Genomic DNA, 20,757 nt, shown 5'->3' on the forward strand with positions numbered 1-20,757 from the left:
GGTTATGCCTCCTCGCCTTTTATCATTTCTGAGCCTTTGCGGTTCTTGCAGATCTCCGTGATCGGGATCCCCGCCTCACGGGAGAGGATCTCCATCGCCCTCGGCGTGCAGAAACCGGCCTGGCAGCGTCCCATTCCCTGGCGGACACGCCGCTTGATCCCGTCCATGGAGCGGGCGCCGAGCGTTCTTGTCACAGCATCGATGATTTCGCCCTCGCTGATGTTCTCACAGCGGCAGATGATCGAGCCGTATGCCGGATTCTTCCGGATCAGTTCCGCGCGCTCTTCCAGGCTTAAATCTGCGGCTTTCACGATGCCTTTCCGAACCGGATCAAAGTTCGGGTTCTTTCCGAATCCCGCCTTTTCCCCGATCATCTCCGCTAAATATTCCCCGATCGCCGGAGCGCAGGAAAGTCCCGGAGATTCAATGCCCGCGGCATCAAAAAATCCAGGTGCATCTTCCGCTTCCCCGATGATAAAATCGTCCCCGTCCTCATGTGCACGAAGACCGGAGAAGGAGGTGATCACCTGACGGAATGGGATGTTCTTTACACTCTTTGCCGCTTTTTCACAGGCTTCCGCAAGTCCCTCTGCTGTTGTATATGTTCCGTCCTTATCTTCCTGATCGACCGCTGTCGGTCCGACGAGAAGGTTTCCGTGGACAGTCGGGCTGACCAGAATCCCTTTTCCGTATTTTCCCGGAAGCTGGAATACGGTCGCTGAGACATGATGGCCTGCTTCTTTATCTAACAGACAATATTCGCCGCGGCGCGGAACGATATGAAGCTTTTTCGCGGAGACCATGTTGTGGATCTCATCCGCGTAAACTCCTGCGGCATTGACTATGTAAGTTGTCTCATACGTGCCGTTCGGGGTCTCGATCCGGTATCCATCCGCAGTCTTTTCGATCTTCTCCGCTTTTGTGTTGAACACAAACTCTACACCGTTGTCACATGCATTCTCCGCGAGTGCGATCGTCAGGCTGAACGGGCATACGATCCCGCCTGTCGGCGCATAGAGGGCAGCAACAACTTCCTCACTGATGTTCGGCTCTCTTCTTCGCACTTCATCTCCGGACAGGATCTCAAGATCCGGAACACCGTTTGCCATGCCTCTTTCATAAAGCGCCTGCAATGCCGGGCGGTCTTCCTCCGCAAAGCAGAGCACCAGGGATGAGTTGCGCTTGAAATCAAAATCGAGCTCTTTCGACAGCTCTCCCATCATGGCATTGCCTTTTACGTTTAACTTTGCTTTTAATGATCCTGTTTTTGCGTCATAACCGGCATGAACGATCGCGCTGTTCGCCTTGGAAGTGCCGGAGCAGACATCCTCTTCCTTTTCCAGCAGGACCGTACGGCACTGATATTTCGAAAGCGCTCTTGCGATGCTGCTTCCGATCACGCCTCCTCCGATTATCACTACATCGTATCTGTTCCCATTCATCCTGTGATCCTCCATCGTATTGATACTTCCTATAATTCTTCTGCAAATCTTATCTCTTCCATTGCCTGGATATTGCTGAGCAAGGTCTTTCTCAGCGTTTTATCCTGGACTTCGATCGACATCGTCGCGGACGGTCCCTCGCCCTTCAGCCTGCTTTTCGCAATGTCAAACGATACGATCCTGATATCCTTGGTACGCATGGTATCCATAAAGGTTCCGACTCCACTGCTGGTATTGAATTCCAGGTAAAAATCGAACACTTTAGCATGATTATGGATCATTGCATCTACTTTTGTCAGCAGCTTCAGCGTCAGAGCGATCAGAACCAACCCATATGCTGCTCCTTCGACAAAGCCGATCCCGGCTGCAAGTCCCTCACATGCACTGATCCAGAGGCACGCCGCTGTCGTCAGGCCGCGCACCTGATTCCGTCCGGTCACCATGATCGTTCCGACTCCGAGAAATCCGACTCCGCTGATCACCTGCGCTCCGAGTCTTGCCATATCGGCTTTGGCATCCGGGAATGTCCGGAACATATATTCGCTCGTCAGCATGACAAGAGTCGATCCCAGACAGACGAGAACATGCGTCTTGATCCCGGCGCCTCGCCTTTTCAATCCTCTGTCAATTCCGATAAACATTCCGACTGCCAGTGAAAACAACAGGCGGATCCAGATTCCGGCCAGTGTCCAGGTGGCTGCCGTACCCACGATCCATTTCCAAACTGCCATTGCTATCGCCTCCCGAATCCTGGGATAAGACAAGCGGATGTGCAGTTTTTGTTTTTTCTGTAACAGAAAAGAGCAGAATGCCTCCGTATCGCTACGACTGCCTTTCTACTCTTCTTCTCACAGGCTCATCTTATCCGGTTTTATCTATTTTTCATCTGGTTCCATGATGGTCCATATGTTCTGTGACAGATCCTCTTATGCCGCACCGTAAAGGAGATCCGGTACGCAGGTGATCAGGAACGGGCAGAATGTCAGGATCAGAAGAACGATCAGGAGGGAAAGGATGAACGGCCATACTTCCTTCAGGAATTCACTGATCGGGCAGCCCGTAATACCACAGGTCGTAAACATCATGGATCCGAATGGAGGTGTGATACCACCGATCATGATATTTACAATAGCGACAAGGCCGAAATGGTAATCGTTGATTCCAAGCTGTCTCGCAACCGGAAGAAGGAGCGGTGTGATGATCATTAACGCTGCACCGCCTTCCAGGAACATACCCATGATCAGAAGGATCACGTTGCACGCTAAGAGGAACAGCCATTTGTTCGTCGTCAGACTTAACATTGCGGATGCTACGACTCTCGGCAGGTTGATCCAGGTCATATAGTAGCCGAATACATTGGCTGCAACCATGATCAGGACAACGCTGGAGGTTCCGGCGATACTGTCAAGCAGGATCGGGATCAGATGTTCTTTTACGGACAGTTTCTTATAGACGAACCGTCCGATAATGATACAGTAAAGAACGGCTACTGCACCGCCCTCGGAAGGTGTGAACATTCCGAAACGCATTCCGAGAATAATGCCAAACGGGAAAAACAGTCCCCAGAAGGAGGTAATTCCCTGTTTTACGATTTCTTTCAGAGACGGGAATTTTTTACGGGTCGTCGGGTAATTTCTCTTATGTGCGATGATAGAAACCACGATCATCATGGAGATCGCCATCATGATACCCGGAATATATCCGGCTGCAAAGGTACGGCCAAGGGAGATCTGCGCAATCAGGGTAAACACGATCAGATTGACTCCCGGCGGGATAACCGGAGTGGCTGCCGATGAAGCTGCCGTGATCGCTGCTGAGAATGCCTTGGAATATCCTCTCTTTTCCATCTCCGGAACGAGCATCTTGGACTGCATCGCACAGTCTGCGTTCGCAGAACCGGAGCATCCGCCCATCAACATGCTGAGCACAACATTGACCTGTGCCAGACCACCTTTCATGTGTCCGGTCAGGACCTCCGCGAAATCCATCATCTTGTCGCTGATGCCGCCGTAGTTCATGACGGAACCGGCCATGACGAAGAACGGGATCGCAAGCATCGAGAACGACTGTGTGGAAGTCATGACCTTCTGTAAGATCAGCCAGTTCTTACTCGTCGTGTCGATAAACGTGAAATAGAAAAAGGTCGATCCGAACAGCGCATACACGATCGGCATTCCCAGGAAATAGAGAATAAATACCATAAAGATCGGAACGAGTTCAATTAATTCGAGTCCCATTATTCATCTCCTCCTCCCTTTTTAAATACCCTGATCAGGTCTTTCAACAGAAAATAAATGCAGAAGATCAGGGAAAGACCAAATCCGATCGGAACTGCGCTGGAGATATACCAGCTTGGTACACGAAGCGTATTTGTAAGTTTATCCATTGTGTTCATGACATACTGGACACTTGTCCTCGTCAGCATGATGAGTGTTGCGAGCTCCAGGAGATCCATGAGCACCTTAACGACTTTTCTGATCTTCTCCGGAAGAATGTTGATCAGGATATCAACGCCCAGATGTGCATGCTTGCGGTACGCATATGCGCTTCCAATAAAGACAGTCCAGACGAAGAGCCCCGTAGCGACTTCCTCCGACCAGTAAAGCGGTCTTTTCAGAAAGTAGCGCAGAAGGACGTTTACATTTACAACGATGGTACAGAGTGTCAGTGTCACGCAGGTAATGATCGCATCCAGATTTACCAGCACCGACCCCAGTGTAATTTTTTTCTTCTCCATAATCTATCCTCATGCATTCATCATAATAGTCACGATCTTAATTCATCAGCGGCTGCCCGGAAAGAGCAGCCGCCGGTTCCATATGTTTTATGGATGATCCGTTAGTTTTTTGCGCGGTAGTCATTCAGGAAATCAACCAGTTTCTGGTGGAGATCCGGGTCTGCGCCGTACTCTTCTACGATCCAGTCGTAAACCGGAGCACATGCCTCTGTAAATGCGTCTACGTCGACATCGTTCCACTCAACGCCTTTTTCCTTCAGGAATTCGATCATGGAAGCTTCGTCGTTCTCTGCATTTTCCTGTTCCCACTTACCAGCTTCTACACAGCACTCGTCGAGGATGTTTCTCCATTTTTCCGGGATGGACTGGTAAACATCTTCTGCCATGAACAACCAGCGGGTTGCGATAAAGTGGTTGGTGTTTGCAACTTTCTTGGTGTACTCATAAGCACCTGTATCTTTCAGCGTGGAGACGGAACCTTCGAAACCATCTACAACACCGCTGGACATTGCGGATAAGCACTCCGTAAAACTCATTGCGGACGGGGTTGCACCGAGGCAGGTGATCGTCTTTACGAATAACGGAGATTCTGTGGAACGCATGATCAGACCATTCAGATCTGCCGGTTTTGTAACAACCTTATTCGTACATACACTTCTGAATCCAAAGGAATAATGGGTATCAAGAACGTGGATGTTATAGTCGCTTGCCAGTTTTGCATTCAGGTCTTTTACGATGTCGGAATCCATCACTGCGTTGTATTCCGCATTGTTCTTATAAAGCATCGGTCCTACTAATACGTTGTAGTCGCCGATATAGTCTGCAAAGTAGGACGGCTCCTCAAGGCCCATCCATACAGCACCGTTATGTGCCTGTGCTACAGACTCTGCGTAGCAGTCGAGCTGGTTCTGTCCATAGTATTCCAGGATGATATGGCCTTCGGTCTTCTCTTTTACGAGATCTGCCAGATATTCGCTGGCTTTGTAGTTCCACTCTGCCGGCTGGAATACGTTGGAAAATTTGATCGTGATCTGGAAATCATCTGCCGCATCGGCGCTGGCTGCTGCCTCAGATCCTGATCCTGCGTCTGCTGCCTTGGTATCTGTCTTTGCGCTGTTTCCGCCTCCACAGGCTGCCAGGCTCATCACCATTGTTGCTGCGAGTACTACTGATAATACTTTTTTCATTCTCTTTTCTCCTTTTCGAACCTCCCGGCCCCCGGCCGGTACATTAACAAGTTCCTGCTCCCTTTCCATAAAGCCCTTTTTTGAGTAGAAAAATAGCGCCAACGCAAATAAACAGTTATAAAAAACTATTTTCTATCCGCGGCGCATCTCTTAACTCTCTGCTATCGGGTCTTTATTTATCTTTTACTTAATATTAGCACTTATTTTACAAAACCGCAAGATGTTTTGTCGAAATTATATATTTTTTTTGTGATTGTGTTTGATTTTTGTGCAAGTTTCTTATCGTATCTTCCATCTTACATATTCTTTATGCATAAATCCGTCAATTCACGGTTGTAAAAAAAAGGCAGGGAAGGTATACTGAAAGCAGTATAAAAACTACTACTATAGGATACGAGGACAATTCTTATGATTCGCTATACGATTAAGATGCAGCACGACGAAAAAACCTTTGAAGCACTCTCCAGGATGCAGTACGATCTCTTCTGCTCCTCCAACCGGATCACACGGACGATCCTGAGCATTCTGCTCATCGCCGCCGGGATCGTGAATTTCACCCAGTGGTGGGGCATCCTGCTGGCCGCCTACGGCTGCTATCTGACAACCAGCACCTACAGCTCCGCGAACCACACGGCACACAGGCTTGCGGAACAGATCAAAAATAGCGGGATGCCGTTTCCGTCATCCCGCTATGAATTCTCTGATGATCATATTGAAATTTATGTTCTTCCTGCCGGTAAAAAAGAAGTTTCCCTGAGGTATACTGATTTCGATAAACTCGGAGAAGATCAGCGATTCTTTTACCTGTTCCGCGATTCTTACGGGGGATACATGATCCCGAAAGAAGAGCTCGGCGATGAAAAGGAAGTCACTGCGTTCCGCGAATTTCTGGAACAGAAAAGCGGAAAGACCGTCTGCCGGAAAACAATTCCGCTTTTGCGGGCTATGCAGATGGTGAAACGACTGCAACGCCGGGCGGGATAGGGTGCAGAAAATTCTGACTGTTCTCATCCCCTGTTCCCTTCAAAGCTCACGATCCACACCGGATTCAGTCCCATCATCAGGTGGCTGTTTCCGGCTTTTTTTGATCTGGCTGCTGTCAGGGTCACGAGCTCCGGTTCCGTTACCGGAAGTGTCTTCGCCGCCGCAAGGACAGCTGCAAGAGATTCCGGTGTGATGAGGTTTACGACAAATCTTGTCTTAGGATTCTTCTTGAGACAGAGCGCAATGACTTCCTCCATCTTTCCGCCGCTCCCGCCGATGAAGACGTGCGTCGGAGCAGGAAGGTCATTCAATGCCTCCGGGGCATTTCCTGCGATGATTTTTGCATTTGTGAGTGCAAATTTCCGGAAATTCTGCTCCAGAAGCTCCACTGCTTCCGGGTTCTTCTCGATCGCAAAGACTTTTACCGAGTCGGAAAGTCCCGCGCACTCCACGGAGATCGATCCCGTTCCGGCCCCGACATCGTAGAGAACGGAATGTTCCGTCAGCTCCAGCTTCGATACGGAAACCGCGCGGACTTCCATCTTTGTCATCGGGACTTTGCCGCGAAGAAATTCCTCATCCGAGAGACCATGTGACAACGGCCGGAGCGGACCGTTCCATTCCGCATAGAGGACCGCCAGCGGCGGAGCCTTCCGCTCCCTGAATGTCTCCAGGGATCCGGAGAGGACCTGCTCCCCGTCCAGAGAGAGATTCTCACCGATAAAGAGCTTTGTCTCCTGCATTCCGAGTTCTTCCAGTTGTCCGCAGATCTTCCCGTAGAAATCGGTTCCGCCTCCAAGGACGAACGCGCGTCCGGTGCGTTTCAGTTCGGACGCAAAATTTGTCTCCTGACCATGCATGCTGAAGAGTTTTACATGATCCCACGGGCGCCGGATCTTTGCGAAAAAGTATCCGACCGATGAAATCCCCGGAATGATCGTGACTTCATATGATCCGCGCTTCTCCAGGACTGTGGAGAGCTTCTCCGCCGCACTGTAGAATCCGGTATCGCCTGACATGGCTCCGCAGATGATCCCTGCTTCCGGATGGCTGTCCAGATAATCTGCGATCTTTTCCGGCTGATATGCCTCGTAGACCGGCTTGTGAAAATCGGCGAGCTGTCTAACACAGCGGGATGCGCCGACGATCAGGTCACACGCCTCAAGACGTTTCTTTGCCTCGCCTGTAAGCCAGGATGAATCTCCCGGGCCGGTTCCGATGAGGAAAACCTGGCGAATTTTTTCGTTTTTTATGTTTTCTCCAACCGCTGATCCGACGGAGTCTTCCTGTGCAGGAGCGGGCTGGTTCCGATCTGCTTTCTCCAGAGCGATATGATCTGTGTTTATCAGATCTGAACCTGTTTGGCAGCTCTCTCCTGCCTGTTCCGGTCTGTCGTCCGCATCGTCTTTTTCATGCCCATCGGAAGCTGCGAGTGAAAAATTTTTCTCCAGATATTTGATCCCATCTTCCAGTGAGATTCCATCCTCCGACGGACGCCCGATCACAACGAGTCCGACTCCGGCTTTCTTCGCAGCGCTGACTTTCTCCCCGAAGCCGCCGGCTTTCCCAGATTCTTTCGTCACCATCCATTTCGCATGGACGGATCTCATCATCGCGACATTCAGCTCTTCCGAAAACGGTCCCTGCATCGCGATCAGATGGCTGCCGTAGAATCCCATGTCCGCACATGTCTTTACAACATCCGGCATCGAGAGGACGCGCGCGTAGACTCTCGTCTCCCAGTCCGGGAGCTCCAGAAACGCAGATAATTCCTTACTCCCGGTCGTGACAAAGACCGGTCCTTCGGTCATTTTCAAAAATTCGACTGCCGTGCGGACCGAATCGACAAATACCGGCTCATTTTTCCGGTCAGCCGCCATTTCCTGGATTTCCTCCAGCGTCTGGACCCGAATTCCGCTCCTGCCTCCGTCCCGCAGGATCCGCAAAAACGCCGTATCTGTCTTCTTCGCCGCCTCGCGGATATTTGCCGTAACGGCTTTCGCGAACGGGTGCGTCGCGTCCAGGATCAGATCGTACCGTTTTTCCCGGAACAGATCCTCCATCCCGTTCTCATCGATGCGCCCGTCATAGACATGGAGATTCGGTGCCTCCGGGATCTCCTCTTTTCCGTACTCCGTCGCGACGAAAACATCCGCCCGGACATTGCTCCCGGCCAGTCTCTCCGCGAGAAGCCGGCCTTCCGTGGTCCCCGCAAAGATCGCGATCTTTTTTTCTTCCTCTATTTTCATATCCGGTATCCTCTCGGTGTGACCATCCAGTCCTGTCCGCCAAGAACAGACTTTTCGGTCCGGCTGTTTCCGATAAACACAGTCGTGAACATGTCCGCCTCGTAGTCTTTTAATTCCGCGAGTGTCATGACCTTCTTCATTTCCCCGTCCCGTCCGATGTTTTTCACGATCCCGCAGACCGTTTCCGGAGATTTATACCTCAGGAAGATCTCACACGCACGTTTTAAATAGTCGGCGCGTTTTTTGCTCGACGGGTTGTAGAGACAGATGGAAAAATCCGCCTTTGCCGCGGCATCGAGACGGGTTTCGATCGTCTCCCACGGGGTTAAAAGATCGCTCAGGCTGATCACTGCGAAATCATGCATGAGCGGAGCGCCGAGGACTGCTCCGCCGGAGAGCGCCGCCGTGATCCCCGGGATTACTTCCAGTTCCACATCCGGATATTTTTCTGCCAGCTCCAGGATCGGTCCCGCCATTCCGTAAACTCCGGCATCCCCGCTGCAGATCATCGCGACGGATCGTCCTTTTTCCGCCTCCGCAAATGCCATCTCGCAGCGCTCGATCTCCCGCTTCATCGGGGTCGTCAAGAATTCCTTATCGGGAAAGTACGACTTCGCAAGCTCCACATAGACCGTGTATCCCACGATCACATCGCAGGTGTTAAGCGCCTTTACGGCACGGAGCGTCATGGATTCATATTCTCCGGGGCCCATGCCGACGACAGTCAGTTTTTTCATTGGTCCGTCCCCTTTCTGAATTCTGTGGAGAAGTCCGGCGCATAAAGTCTCGACTCCTCATAACCATTGTGATCTCTTGTCCCGAATACATCACCGATGAAGATCATCGCCGTCTTCCGGATCCCGTTTTCCTCTGCAGACCGTGCCAGCGTGGAGACGGTGCAGCGGACGATCTTCTCATCCGGCCATGTCGCCTTGTAGATGATCGCCGCAGGGGTATCCGGCTCATATCCGGCTTCCGCCAGCTCTTTTTCCATCTGCGCGAGCAGACCCGTGCTGAGAAAGACCGCCATCGTCGCATGGTGGGCTGCCAGGGAACGGAAATTTTCTTTTTCCGGGACATCCGTCCGCCCTGCCATCCGTGTGATGATCACGGACTGGGACACGCCAGGCAGCGTGAGTTCCGCATGGAGACTCGATGCAGCGCCGCAGAAGGAGCTGACGCCCGGGCATACATCGTAGGCGATCTTTTTCTCATCCAGCCGGTCCATCTGCTCCCGGATCGCGCCGTAGATCGCCGGGTCTCCGGTGTGGAGACGCACGGTCACCTTTCCGGCTTCTTCCGCTTTCTCCATGGCATCGATCACCTCGTCGAGCGTCATATAGGCGCTGTTTAAGATCTCACAGCCCGGCTTCGTCTCTTTCAACAGTTCCGGATTCACAAGGGATCCCGCATAGATCACGACATCCGCTTCCCGAAGGAATCTCTGTCCCCGGACCGTGATCAGATCCGGCGCCCCGCTTCCGGCTCCAACAAAATGTATCATGCACATCTTCCTCCCGATTTTTTATCGATATTTAACATTCTTCATGCCCTGTCATCACATGTCCACACACCGGGCTTACCTACGATGATCTTCCTCTTCGCATAACGACTGCATTTTCAGCTCCGACAGTGCCTCTTTCAGGATCTCTGCCGCATCATCCGTCTCACCAAGGTACTCCCCTTTTGTTCCGAAGACGATCATTCCCGTCTTCAGCTCGTCCCGGGATCTGTGGGCGAGATGCCAGGCGGCACGTTTTAGAAATACGCGGATCGTATCTTCCAGGATGCCTGCCTGTTTTAAGTGGTCCATCGCTTCGTCCGTCGTGTTGGATCCCTGGATCTTTCTTAATAGCTCCAGATCTTCGGTGCCCGCGGAAAGCGCGCAGGATAAGAGCGTGTCCATCCGCCCGTCGGCTTCCTTTGAATGTGTGTTCATGATCCCGTTTCCGATCTTCACGAGTTTTCCCATATGACCGGCGATCACGATCCCGGAAAAGCCGAGTTCTGCAGCGATGTCGATCGTCTTTCCGACGAAGTTGCTCATCGTAACGAGTGATTTTTCCAGACTTTTTTTCTGCTCATCCTGTTCGGAAGAATTCACCGAAGAGTTTCGATCGGAACAGTCCGAGGACTGACGATCCAACGGTTCCGTTTGATCGCAGATTCCTGAAGCCTCATCCTTGGATTTGTATTTTCCCGGACAGCTTTTTAAATATGTTTGCAGAAATCCCGCTCCCATATTTCCCGGTACAGCAATGACCCAGCGGCGCCCTTCCGCCTTTAAAACATTCAGATGCGTCCGGATCGTCTCCACGAGTGCTTCCTCGCTCATCGGCTCCACGATCCCGCTGGTTCCGAGCACCGAGATCCCGCCCTCGATCCCGAGGACCGGATTGAAGGTCTTTTTCGCAGCTTCCACACCGGCCGGGATCTTGATCGTAACGAGAACAGACCTGACTTCCCCTGCCTCTTCGAGAAGCGCATCCACGGCGTCCCGGATCATCTTTCTCGGCACCGAGTTGATCGCCGCAGCGCCGACCGGCTGGTCGAGTCCCGGCTTTGTGACACGGCCGATCCCGATGCCGCCGTCGATCACGATCTGCGGAAGGAAACTGCCGACTGCATGGTCTGCAGCTCCCATCTCTGCATCCGGAAATTCCGCCCGCGCGTACACGAGGATCCCGTTCGTCACATCATAGTCATCCCCGGCGTCCTTCCGGACTGCGCACTCCGCCCAGCCATCCCCGGAAGTTTTCTCCTCCAGCGCCACGCGAACCGGGATGCCTTTCGGGGTCATGAGTTCCTCTGTTTCTCTCCAGGAACCAGTGAGAAGGAAACGCACTGCCCCCTGGGCCGCAAGCGCCGCGCAGGTTCCCGTTGTGTAGCCGCATCTTAACTTTTTATGGTCCTTATATACAAACGTCTCCATTGTTTTCCTCTGCCCCTGCAGGCCCCGCAACTTTTGTTATCTCGCGATCTCATTCCGGTCCGCCAGCAGCACCTCCAGGATCCCGTCCGCAGTGTAATCGGAGGCTGTCAGGGCATTTGTCACTCCATACTCCGCGAGGACCGCCGCTGTCACTTTTCCGATGCAGACCGGGCGCGCCGTCCCAAACAGAGCTGCCGCATCTTTCTCCCGTCCTGCGAAAAATCCGCGGACGCCGGAACCACTTTCAAATGTGATGTAGTCGGCATGTTTCAGCCGCGAAAGATCTGTCTGCTCCGCCCGCACATCATAGATCGGGATGTCATCAAACAGATATCCCTGTTCTTCCAGCCGATCCGTGAGGATCTTTGATCCCTGTTTTGCCCGTGGGATCAGAAGTTTTCCACTCTCGGAAATCCCGGAAATTTCTCCTGCTTCTTTCAGATGCGCCGCAAGTCCGTCTGCCAGCGCCTTCGTCGTGTATTCTTTCGGGATAAAGTCCGGCGTGATCCCGATATTTGCGAGATACTCCCCGGTCCCGCGCCCGACAGCGGCAAACTTTAAGGAGCCGAGTTTTCTGAGATCCACATGCTTTTCATGCATCCGCTCGAAGAAGATCTTCACCGCATTCCGGCTTGTGAAGATCACCCAGCTGTACTGTGCAAGATCCGCGAATGCCTGATCCAGGCGATCCATCGGTTCTCTCACTACGACCGACTCCCCGGCGCGGATCGTCTTCGCCCCTTCGACTGCCAGCCGGTCCATGATCCGTCCTCCGACGGCTTCCGTTCCGGTGACTCCGACTGTAATTCCGGTGAGCGCGCCCGGGACCATGGATGTAAAGTGGAATGCGCAGACCTCACCGACCGCGATGATCCCCGGCGGTGTGAGTCCCGATTTTCTCACGGCTTCCGGCAGGTCTTTCAAGGATGCCCTCACTACACGCATTCTCGAAAGTGTTCCGTCCGTCACAACGGCAGCGGGCGTCTCCCCGTCTTTTCCGCCGTCCATGAGACGTTTCACGATCTCCTCAAGGTTGGATAATCCCATCAGAAAGATCAGGGTTCCCGGGAGTTTCGCATACAGGCTGTAATCCCCGGAGAGTCCTTCGCCGTCCTCATGGGAGATATGTCCTGTAAAGACATGGAAATCTCTTGCGATATTCCGGTGTGTGACCGGGATCCCGGCCGCTTCCAGTGCTCCGATCGCGGATGTGACGCCCGGGACGACCTCATAGGAGATTCCTGCCTCCGTGAGTGCCTGGATCTCCTCGCCGCCTCGCCCAAAGACGAAGGGATCTCCACCTTTTAAGCGGACTACACGTTTCCCCTCCAGTGCTTTCTCCACAAGGATCCGGTTGATCTCCGACTGTTTTTTGATGTGGTGACCCGCCTCTTTCCCGACATAGATCCGCTCGCAGGATTCCGGCACTAAAGACAATAATTCCTCGGAGCCAAGCCGGTCATATACGAGAACTTCCGCCGCTTTTAAGATCTGCTGCCCCTTTACAGTGATCAGACCGCCATTTCCCGGACCTGCTCCGACGAGAAATGCCTTTCCTGCCGGCACATCCCCATCGGTTCCCTGTCTGACAAGAAGCTCCGCGAGTCTCATGGAATCCTCCGCTGCTCCTGAAACCTGAGTGCGGGTTACTCCGTTCTTTGTTTCCCTCATCAGATCCATCCGGAAGTTTCCATTCTCTTCCTTCGCGTACACACCAACTGCCGCGGTACAGCCTGCCCCAAGAAGACGCAGGACCTTCCGCTCCGCAAACAGGGCGCGCTCCGCCTCTCTGTCATTCAGTTTTTCCAGGATCTTTAAAACCTCGCTGCCTTTTTTTGCCTCAACAGCGATGATCCCCTGTCCGCCCGCCGGGATAAAGATTTCCGGTTCCAGGAATTCAAATGAAAATCTCGGATCATCCAGAAGTCCGAGGCGGGAGAGACCAGCAGCAGCAAGAATGATCCCGTCATACTCTCCCGCATATAGTTTTTTCAGCCGTGTATCGACATTTCCGCGAAGAAGTCTGCACTCCACGTCCCCGCGCTCCATGATCTGAACCTGGCGTCTCGGGCTTCCCGTTCCGATGATCCGCGGCATCCGCTCCGAAGTCCGGCCTTTTACCGTTACAAAGACGTCTCTCGGATCTTCCCGTTTTAAAACTGCCCCAATGCAAAGCCCGTCGCTCAGATCCATCGGCATGTCCTTCGCGCTGTGGACCGCAAGGTCGATCTCCCCGTTTAACAATCCCTGCTCAAACTCCTCGACAAACGCGCCTTTTCCGCCGAACGCCACGAGGGATGTCTTTAAGATCTTATCGCCTTTTGTCATCAGCGGCACCAGCTCGCACACGACCTCCGGACATACTGCCTGGATCGCCTCCGCAACCATCTTTGTCTGAACGAGCGCCAGTCTGCTCTTCCGCGTTCCGATCCGGATCGTCCGCCATTTTTTTGTCTCCATGCGCTACTGTTCCTCCCTGTCCTTCGCGATAATAAGGGAATAATATCCCGCGTCCTCCGCAATCTCCGAAGCGCTCTCAAAAAGCCGTTCGCCGTCCATTCCGCAGTTTTCCACCATCCAGGCCGGAAGCTCTCTTTCCATGAGTTCCCGCTTCACGTCCCCGATCTTTTTTCCTGACTTCATTAAGATCTTTGTTCCCGGGAGCTCCAGTCCGTCTGCGACCGGATAGGATCCCGGCAGAATGTGGATCGCCTCCGCCTTTTCCCCGAGTGAGATCCCGAGTTTTGCCGCCGCCGCGCAGAAGGACGGGACCCCGTTTACCAGAATCGACTCATATCCGAGACTCAAAAGTTCCTGATGGACATAGCCGTAGGTCGAATAGATCGTCACGTCCCCCAGCGTCAGAAACGCGATGGTCTTTCCCTGGTCCATAAGCGCCGTAAGGCTCTGAACCGCCGCCTCATGGCTCTCCCTTAACACAGTCTCATTTTTTGTCATCGGAAACACCACAGGGACGATCTCCTTATCTTTGATCTCCGGAACTGCCCCGCTGACGATCTGATATGCGGTGCAGGACTCCCGGTCTTTTCCCGGGATCGCGATCACATCTGCTTCTCGGATCAGGCGGACCGCCTTCAATGTCATAAGCTCCGGGTCACCCGGTCCCACTCCGATTCCATAGATCTTTCCCCGCATGATGGTTCTCCTTTATTCTCCAAGTTTTTGTTTCTTTCCGCATTGTGTCTGCAAAAATTACGCCGGTGTCTCCCCGTTAAAGTTTCCGTAAAACAGTTCCGGCATCGGTCCCTTTCCTCTCAGGTATGTAAACAGGTCGCTGAGAAGCTCCGCCCCGACCGGGACTGCCTCATGGAATTCGCTCTCCAGATGGTCTGTGATCGACTCACATCCCGGTGTCGGTTGTTTTCTCATGAACATGCCGTGGATCACCCCGTAGCAGCCCGTAAAGCGAAGCAGGAAGCAGCAGAACCGCTTCGTCCATTCGCTGGAGTTGATGAACAGCCGGTTCATGGTCCTAAAGCTCATAATGGCCTTTGCGACCTTGATCGGGTCCTCATCGAAAAGTCTTGAGGAGGCGCGGACAGTCTGGGCAGTAATCTTTAAATGGCAAGTGAGGTTTGAGTGGAGCGGCCGCATGTGTTCGCGCTCCAGAAGCCGTCTCTCCAGCTCCGTCTCGATCTCCGCGTGGGTGATCCCGGTCCGTTTCTCCTCCGCGTTCACATAGGCATGGACCCGGTTATCCAGACAGAAATGGCAGGCAACGCCCATGAGGTATGCGATCATCTCATCCCGCTCGTCCCGTGTCTCCGCCTCATGGACCAGCATCTTTCCCCGCTCAAAAAGCTTTGCAGCCGGTTCCTCGTGCATTCTCACGCCTTTCTGGTTCACCTTGTTCTTTCCGAGCGCTTTGTAAAAAAACAGGACATCCGGTCCATGCGCGCCAAGAAGAAAGCAGTACCGCTCTTTCTTTATGATCCGCTTGATGACCGGATCTGCCTCCATATATACTTTTCTCCCGTAAAGATCATGTGCAAATGCTGCCGGCATGAAACTCATCTCCTTTGTAATATAAAAAACAGAGTAACTGTTCCGTAGATCTGCGCACTTGCTGCGCTGACCGTAATATAACATAGGTTTGAAGGCAAAAATCCCATCGGCGAAGCCGGTTTGGAATGGATGTCTGCCCGCAATCGTGAGGGTATTGAACAGTTACAAAACGGAAAAAAGCTGTGACAAAATGACTCGCCACAGCTTTATGAAATTCCTTATTTATTTGATTTCGGACTTGCCGCCCATATACGGTCTTAAAACTTCCGGAATTCTTACGGAACCATCTGCCTGTAAGTTGTTCTCCAGGAAAGCGATCAGCATTCTCGGCGGAGCTACAACCGTGTTGTTTAAGGTGTGGGCGAAATATTTCTTTCCGTCCGCTCCGTTTACACGGATTCTTAAACGTCTTGCCTGAGCGTCGCCAAGGTTGGAGCAGCTTCCTACCTCGAAGTACTTCTTCTGTCTCGGGGACCATGCCTCAACATCGACAGATTTTACCTTCAGGTCAGCGAGGTCACCGGAGCAGCACTCTAAGGTACGAACCGGGATGTCCATGGAACGGAACAGGTCTACGGTGTTCTGCCATAACTTGTCGAACCACATCTTGGATTCTTCTGGCTTGCAGACAACGATCATCTCCTGTTTCTCGAACTGGTGGATACGATATACACCGCGCTCCTCGATGCCGTGTGCGCCTTTCTCTTTACGGAAGCACGGAGAATAGCTTGTTAAGGTCTTCGGAAGTTCCTCCTCCGGGATGATCTGGTCGATGAATTTACCGATCATGGAGTGCTCACTTGTACCGATGAGGTAGAGGTCCTCGCCCTCGATCTTGTACATCATAGCGTCCATCTCTGCGAAGCTCATAACGCCGGTAACAACGTCGCTGCGGATCATGAACGGCGGTACGCAGTATGTGAATCCACGGTCGATCATGAAATCTCTTGCATATGCGATCACTGCAGAATGAAGTCTTGCGATATCGCCCATTAAGTAGTAGAAACCGTTTCCGGCAACTCTTCTTGCAGAGTCAAGGTCGATTCCGTTGAATCTCTCCATGATCTCTGTGTGGTACGGGATCTCGAAATCCGGAACGACCGGATCACCGAATTTCTGTACTTCCACGTTCTCGCTGTCATCTTTACCGATCGGAACGGACGGATCGATGATGTTCGGGATCGTCATCATGATCTTTTTGATGCGCTCCTCGAGGTCTTTTTCTTTCTCCTCAAGTTCAGCAAGGTGATCGGAAGCTGCGGTAACCTGTTTCTTTACCTCTTCTGCTTCTTCTCTCTTTCCCTGTCCCATTAACGCACCGATCTGTTTGGAGATCTTGTTTCTGTTTGCGCGGAGATCATCAGCCTCTTTCTTTACTTTTCTGTTCTCCTCGTCCAGCTCGATCACTTCGTCTACTAACGGAAGTTTCGCATCCTGGAATTTATTCCGGATGTTCTGCTTTACGACTTCCGGATTTTCTCTTACAAATCTTAAATCTAACATCGCTTTTCTCCTTATTTTTGCAGCAATTCCAACATTTCAGGATCAGGCCTGCTCATTTCCGGTCGATCTGCGGAAACGCCGCGTAAATTTTCTCTCTTCCGGCTTTATCAGATCCGGTGCCGTCCGTGGACCCGGAGTTTTCCTGATACACGTTCTCCGATATCTGACGGCTTTTCTGCGTAAAACACGCTTTGGTAAAAATATATCATATTTCTTCGAGAAAAGGAAGGGGATTTCTCTTACTTTTTTATCAGTTTCCCCAGAATCTTCTCAAAGCAGACGCCGTTCGCGTGCGGGATCTGCTCCTCGTCGGAGACTTTGATGCACTCTTTCACGAAACCTGCTGCCTGAGCGACTGCCTCGGGAAGGGACTTTCCATTTAGGAGTGCACCCGCCACAACGGAGGAGAAAACATCTCCGGTTCCCGGGCGCTCGCCGCCGGAAGATCTTGTCCTGATAAATTTTGCTTCCATCTGCCCGCGTTCCAGGACCACGTTCGTGTAATAGCTGCCTTCGCGGACTCCCGTGATGACCACTGACTTCGCACCCATGAGCCGAAGCATCATCGCCATATTTAAAAGCTCCCGCCGCGTCCAGTTTTCCTTTTTGTAGGGGGTATCCGTGAGGATGCAGCACTCCGTCACGTTCGGGAGGACGATATCCGCCATGCAGACGAGTTCCTTCATCTGCTCGCACATCTCCGGCGTGTAGGTCTCATAGGCATGTCCATGGTCTCCCATGACAGGATCGACGACGACAAACGTCTCCTCCGACTCCAGTTTCCGGATCATGTCCATGACGATCTCGATCTGTGCCTCCGAGCCGAGAAATCCTGTCGCCACCGCATCGAAGGAGAGACCGAGTTCCTTCCACTTGTCAGTGTAGGCTGTCATTTTTTCCGTGTAATCATCGAAGAAATACACCGGAAATTCCGTGTGGTTCGAGAGGATCGCTGTCGGTACCGGACAGCACTGATGGCCCATGACCGATAAAACAGGAATAGCCACTGTTAATGAACAGCGGCCATACCCGGAAAGATCATTGATCACAGCAATTTTTTTCTGCATAATTTTTCTTCCAGTCTTTCTGTGTTTCCGCAATCCCCCTCGTTTATACACTGCCGTTCCCGGGATTCCTGTTCACACGGGCATCAGCACATAGACAAATAGAAATTCTGCGGAAAATACTTTGATTCATATCTTTCAGTTATTTTCCCTGAATCCTGATCTTTTACACTCTCTCTGCAGCAATCAACCCCGCTTTTCTTAAAGCCGGGCGGAGCGCTGCGTAGAGGATCACGGCGATCACGGAATTGATCACTGCATTGATGATCGTCGTGTACGTTGTGATCGCAAGGAGCGCCTTGATCGCGGATGCGGCTTTGTCAGCATTCGGGAATAATAAGGTGTACCATACATACTTTAACGCCGGCTCGAAGAAGCAGTTGAAGCCGAGACCGCAGACTGCAGCGATCGCGGACCAGCGGATCACATACGCATGGTCATGTTCATCGGAAAGCTTCGCGATCTTATGAGCTACGAAGCCGACGATCAGGCCGATCACAAGCTTTGTGATAAAGGTTCTCGGTGCAGATGCCGCGTAACCGCCGACAATATCAGCGATCGATAAGCCGACCGCTCCGGAAAGACCTCCGTAGACACCTCCGAGGAGGTACGCGGAAAGAACGACGAACGCATTTCCGATGTGGATCTTGCTTCCGCTGGCTGAGATCGCCGGGAACACCGCATATCCGATATAGCAGAGCGCCGCCATCAGGCCCGCCTGCGCGATTTTCATTAACTGGTCATTCTTTTCTTTCATAATTAAGTCTCCCCTCGTGTGTTACTGACAGTCCATCCGGCAGTTCTCTTCAGATGCATGCCGTCCGGCATCAGGAATCGCTCTTCGTGAATATGAGCTTCCGGAGCCATTCCGACAGGTCATGCAGGAGCTGTCTCTTCTGTCTTGTCATCCATAGTAGCACGCATGTGGATTGTGCAAAATGTCCAGTTTTGGTTTTTTTATGCAGTCCAGTAGATTCTTATTCCACTCTTCCGGTCCCGCCTTCTGCCTGTGTCCTGCGCTCAGTCTTTCATCTTTTTCATTCTGCAGCGTTTTCCTGATCCCGCATCTTAGTCTCCGGATTCCACACAGATCAGGATCCCCTCACGGAATGAGATCTTTGCAGACTCCCCGGGGACCTCGTTGCTGACGCAGAGACTCGGGTTTTCCAGGATCGAGATATCCTTATTATGGAGCGGATACTTAAATCCATCCAGCGTGATCCCGAGAACTTTCTCCGTGAGCGGCAGAAAGGAGACGTATTTTCCGTAGAGGTCTGTCTTTCGAAAGACGGAATGTTCTTCATCGTCCGGCGTCAGGAGAAAGATCCGGTTCTTTGCATCATAGATCTCCATAAAAAGTCCGGCGTCTTTCGCAGCCCTCATCAGGTGAATGTTGGAGAGCTCGTGGTCCAGTCTTCCGCCCGTAGCGCCGAGCACATGGGCTGTGCGGAAACCGGCGCGGAGAGCGGAGCAGACTGCGAGGTCTGTGTCCGTCTCATCCTTTTCCGGTTTGTGGACATCCGTTGCCCAGCCTTCCTTCTTCCTTAGCTCCTCCATCCGCTCCAGACCAAAGGTGTCAAAATCCCCCACCGCGAGATCCGGGACAAGTCCCAGGTCCTCACAGACAGCCAGTCCGGCGTCCACCGCGATCACATACGGGTACTTCCTCTCCTTTACAAATTTTGCCGCAAACTCCCGGTCTGTCGGCCCGCCGGACACGATCAGGCAAGTGTCCGCAGCTTCTTTCATATCTGAACTCATTTTCGTTGTCACACTCCTTTTGATCCGATCAGGTGGGATCTTATCTGACTGAGATAAAAATCCAGCCATGACGTTTCCTGTTCCATGATCTTCATGGCATACAGGAAACGCATGGCTGATGAAATGATTTCGTTACTCTTCGTATCCGGGAATTCTTGAAGCGGGAATTCCGTATGATACCACAGTGACCGCAGACTTTGCCGGTTCTATTTTGCAGAATACTCGTCAAAGATCTTTAAAAATTCCCGCGTATTCGCTGCCGCATCATTCTTAAATACCGCAGAACCGGCAACGATGACATTTGCACCGGCGTCGAGAACATCTCTCACATTTGCCGCATTGACGCCGCCGTCCACTTCGATATCCGTGGTAAGACCGGCCTCATTTAACATGGTGCGGAGCTTTTTGATCTTCTCTAAGGTGTACGGGATAAATTTCTGTCCGCCGAATCCCGGATTGACGGACATGATGAGGAACATATCGACCTCTTTTAAGATGCAGGAAAGAGTCTCCACAGGTGTCGCCGGGTTTAATGCGACAGCCGCTTTCGCGCCGGTCTCCTTGATCTGGTTGATCGTACGGTCAAGGTGAAGACAGGCTTCCTGGTGGACACAGATGAGGTCCGCGCCGGCCTTTCTCACATCATTTACATATCTTCCCGGCTCCTCCACCATCATGTGGACATCAAACACACGGTCTGTCGTCTTTCTGAGGGAAGAGATCACCGGCATACCGAAGGAAATGCTCGGAACAAACGCTCCGTCCATCACGTCGAGATGGATGTACTGCGCTCCGGCGTCGGAAACAGTCTTTACATCCTCTCCAAGTTTTGAAAAATCTGCTAAAAGAATCGATGGCGCTAAAATATACAT

Annotated in this window: 18 protein-coding genes; 1 reads left to right on the forward strand and 17 read right to left on the reverse strand. The window is 52.2% G+C overall.

Translation table 11 applies throughout. The annotated features are described in order from the left end of the window. Positions 1-2: 2 nt before the first annotated feature. From V2546_RS12155 to dctP, 5 genes are all read right to left on the reverse strand, one after another. Positions 3-1,457 (reverse strand): NAD(P)/FAD-dependent oxidoreductase, encoded by a 1,455-nt coding sequence (locus V2546_RS12155; RefSeq protein ID WP_243022309.1) that lies wholly within the window; start codon positions 1,455-1,457, stop codon positions 3-5. A gap of 14 nt (positions 1,458-1,471) precedes the next feature. Further along, positions 1,472-2,173 (reverse strand): MgtC/SapB family protein, encoded by a 702-nt coding sequence (locus V2546_RS12160; RefSeq protein ID WP_118298120.1) that lies wholly within the window; start codon positions 2,171-2,173, stop codon positions 1,472-1,474. Between the two features lie 195 nt (positions 2,174-2,368). Beyond that, a complete protein-coding gene (locus tag V2546_RS12165) occupies positions 2,369-3,679 on the reverse strand; it encodes a TRAP transporter large permease (protein WP_329752450.1) in 1,311 nt (436 codons plus the stop codon). Further along, entirely contained in the window at positions 3,679-4,179 is a 501-nt protein-coding gene (locus tag V2546_RS12170; protein ID WP_329752451.1) for a TRAP transporter small permease, read from the reverse strand. Before V2546_RS12170 ends, V2546_RS12165 begins: the two co-directional genes overlap by 1 nt. 101 nt (positions 4,180-4,280) lie before the next feature. Further along, complete coding sequence (gene dctP, locus V2546_RS12175) at positions 4,281-5,366, reverse strand: TRAP transporter substrate-binding protein DctP (protein ID WP_182426519.1); 1,086 nt, start codon at positions 5,364-5,366, stop codon at positions 4,281-4,283. A gap of 408 nt (positions 5,367-5,774) precedes the next feature. On the opposite strand from dctP, the gene V2546_RS12180 reads away from it, so the two are divergent. Then, entirely contained in the window at positions 5,775-6,350 is a 576-nt protein-coding gene (locus V2546_RS12180; protein WP_118321019.1) for a YcxB family protein, read from the forward strand. 23 nt (positions 6,351-6,373) lie between these two features. On the opposite strand, the gene cobK is transcribed toward V2546_RS12180, so the two are convergent. The 12 genes from cobK to rpe all read right to left on the reverse strand — a co-directional run bounded on the left by cobK (position 6,374) and on the right by rpe (position 20,757). Continuing rightward, complete coding sequence (gene cobK / locus V2546_RS12185) at positions 6,374-8,599, reverse strand: precorrin-6A reductase (RefSeq protein ID WP_329752453.1); 2,226 nt, start codon at positions 8,597-8,599, stop codon at positions 6,374-6,376. Further along, on the reverse strand, positions 8,596-9,336 hold the full coding sequence (gene cobJ, locus V2546_RS12190; protein ID WP_329752454.1) for a precorrin-3B C(17)-methyltransferase: 741 nt from the start codon (positions 9,334-9,336) through the stop codon (positions 8,596-8,598). Before cobJ ends, cobK begins: the two co-directional genes overlap by 4 nt. Then, positions 9,333-10,103, reverse strand: a complete 771-nt coding sequence (gene cobM / locus V2546_RS12195) for a precorrin-4 C(11)-methyltransferase (RefSeq protein WP_118532078.1) — start codon at positions 10,101-10,103, stop codon at positions 9,333-9,335. The genes cobJ and cobM overlap by 4 nt, the downstream gene beginning before the upstream one ends. 75 nt (positions 10,104-10,178) lie before the next feature. Then, the gene (cbiD, locus tag V2546_RS12200; protein ID WP_329752455.1) at positions 10,179-11,531 is read right to left on the reverse strand and encodes a cobalt-precorrin-5B (C(1))-methyltransferase CbiD; all 1,353 of its coding nucleotides are present in this window, start codon (positions 11,529-11,531) and stop codon (positions 10,179-10,181) included. A gap of 36 nt (positions 11,532-11,567) precedes the next feature. After that, complete coding sequence (gene cobA, locus V2546_RS12205; protein ID WP_329752456.1) at positions 11,568-13,991, reverse strand: uroporphyrinogen-III C-methyltransferase; 2,424 nt, start codon at positions 13,989-13,991, stop codon at positions 11,568-11,570. A gap of 3 nt (positions 13,992-13,994) precedes the next feature. Further along, a complete protein-coding gene (gene cobI / locus V2546_RS12210) occupies positions 13,995-14,687 on the reverse strand; it encodes a precorrin-2 C(20)-methyltransferase (protein ID WP_329752457.1) in 693 nt (230 codons plus the stop codon). A gap of 57 nt (positions 14,688-14,744) precedes the next feature. Continuing rightward, complete coding sequence (locus V2546_RS12215; protein ID WP_329752458.1) at positions 14,745-15,557, reverse strand: zinc dependent phospholipase C family protein; 813 nt, start codon at positions 15,555-15,557, stop codon at positions 14,745-14,747. 222 nt (positions 15,558-15,779) lie between these two features. After that, entirely contained in the window at positions 15,780-17,060 is a 1,281-nt protein-coding gene (gene serS, locus V2546_RS12220; protein WP_118298108.1) for a serine--tRNA ligase, read from the reverse strand. 239 nt (positions 17,061-17,299) lie between these two features. After that, positions 17,300-18,127 carry a pyridoxamine kinase gene (locus V2546_RS12225; protein ID WP_118321011.1) on the reverse strand — a complete coding sequence of 276 codons (828 nt, stop codon included), beginning with the start codon at positions 18,125-18,127 and terminating at the stop codon, positions 17,300-17,302. A gap of 163 nt (positions 18,128-18,290) precedes the next feature. Continuing rightward, entirely contained in the window at positions 18,291-18,881 is a 591-nt protein-coding gene (locus tag V2546_RS12230; protein WP_118532068.1) for an ECF transporter S component, read from the reverse strand. Between the two features lie 311 nt (positions 18,882-19,192). Beyond that, on the reverse strand, positions 19,193-19,885 hold the full coding sequence (locus V2546_RS12235; protein ID WP_329752459.1) for a thiamine diphosphokinase: 693 nt from the start codon (positions 19,883-19,885) through the stop codon (positions 19,193-19,195). A gap of 206 nt (positions 19,886-20,091) precedes the next feature. Continuing rightward, the gene (gene rpe, locus V2546_RS12240; RefSeq protein WP_486463589.1) at positions 20,092-20,757 is read right to left on the reverse strand and encodes a ribulose-phosphate 3-epimerase; all 666 of its coding nucleotides are present in this window, start codon (positions 20,755-20,757) and stop codon (positions 20,092-20,094) included.

The sequence above is a fragment of the Clostridium sp. CM74B_53 genome, from assembly GCF_036318045.1.
Classification (GTDB): domain Bacteria; phylum Bacillota; class Clostridia; order Lachnospirales; family Lachnospiraceae; genus Pilosibacter.

Coding starts and splice junctions, on each gene's coding strand:
- rpe (WP_486463589.1), bottom strand. CDS start 20,757: ATGTATATTTTAGCGCCATCGATTCTTTTAGCAGATTTTTCAAAACTT.
- cobK (WP_329752453.1), bottom strand. CDS start 8,599: ATGAAAATAGAGGAAGAAAAAAAGATCGCGATCTTTGCGGGGACCACG.
- V2546_RS12230 (WP_118532068.1), bottom strand. CDS start 18,881: ATGAAAGAAAAGAATGACCAGTTAATGAAAATCGCGCAGGCGGGCCTG.
- cbiD (WP_329752455.1), bottom strand. CDS start 11,531: ATGGAGACGTTTGTATATAAGGACCATAAAAAGTTAAGATGCGGCTAC.
- V2546_RS12225 (WP_118321011.1), bottom strand. CDS start 18,127: ATGCAGAAAAAAATTGCTGTGATCAATGATCTTTCCGGGTATGGCCGC.
- serS (WP_118298108.1), bottom strand. CDS start 17,060: ATGTTAGATTTAAGATTTGTAAGAGAAAATCCGGAAGTCGTAAAGCAG.
- cobA (WP_329752456.1), bottom strand. CDS start 13,991: ATGGAGACAAAAAAATGGCGGACGATCCGGATCGGAACGCGGAAGAGC.
- V2546_RS12165 (WP_329752450.1), bottom strand. CDS start 3,679: ATGGGACTCGAATTAATTGAACTCGTTCCGATCTTTATGGTATTTATT.
- V2546_RS12215 (WP_329752458.1), bottom strand. CDS start 15,557: ATGCCGGCAGCATTTGCACATGATCTTTACGGGAGAAAAGTATATATG.
- dctP (WP_182426519.1), bottom strand. CDS start 5,366: ATGAAAAAAGTATTATCAGTAGTACTCGCAGCAACAATGGTGATGAGC.
- V2546_RS12235 (WP_329752459.1), bottom strand. CDS start 19,885: ATGAGTTCAGATATGAAAGAAGCTGCGGACACTTGCCTGATCGTGTCC.
- V2546_RS12180 (WP_118321019.1), top strand. CDS start 5,775: ATGATTCGCTATACGATTAAGATGCAGCACGACGAAAAAACCTTTGAA.
- V2546_RS12160 (WP_118298120.1), bottom strand. CDS start 2,173: ATGGCAGTTTGGAAATGGATCGTGGGTACGGCAGCCACCTGGACACTG.
- V2546_RS12155 (WP_243022309.1), bottom strand. CDS start 1,457: ATGGAGGATCACAGGATGAATGGGAACAGATACGATGTAGTGATAATC.
- V2546_RS12170 (WP_329752451.1), bottom strand. CDS start 4,179: ATGGAGAAGAAAAAAATTACACTGGGGTCGGTGCTGGTAAATCTGGAT.
- cobM (WP_118532078.1), bottom strand. CDS start 10,103: ATGATACATTTTGTTGGAGCCGGAAGCGGGGCGCCGGATCTGATCACG.
- cobI (WP_329752457.1), bottom strand. CDS start 14,687: ATGCGGGGAAAGATCTATGGAATCGGAGTGGGACCGGGTGACCCGGAG.
- cobJ (WP_329752454.1), bottom strand. CDS start 9,336: ATGAAAAAACTGACTGTCGTCGGCATGGGCCCCGGAGAATATGAATCC.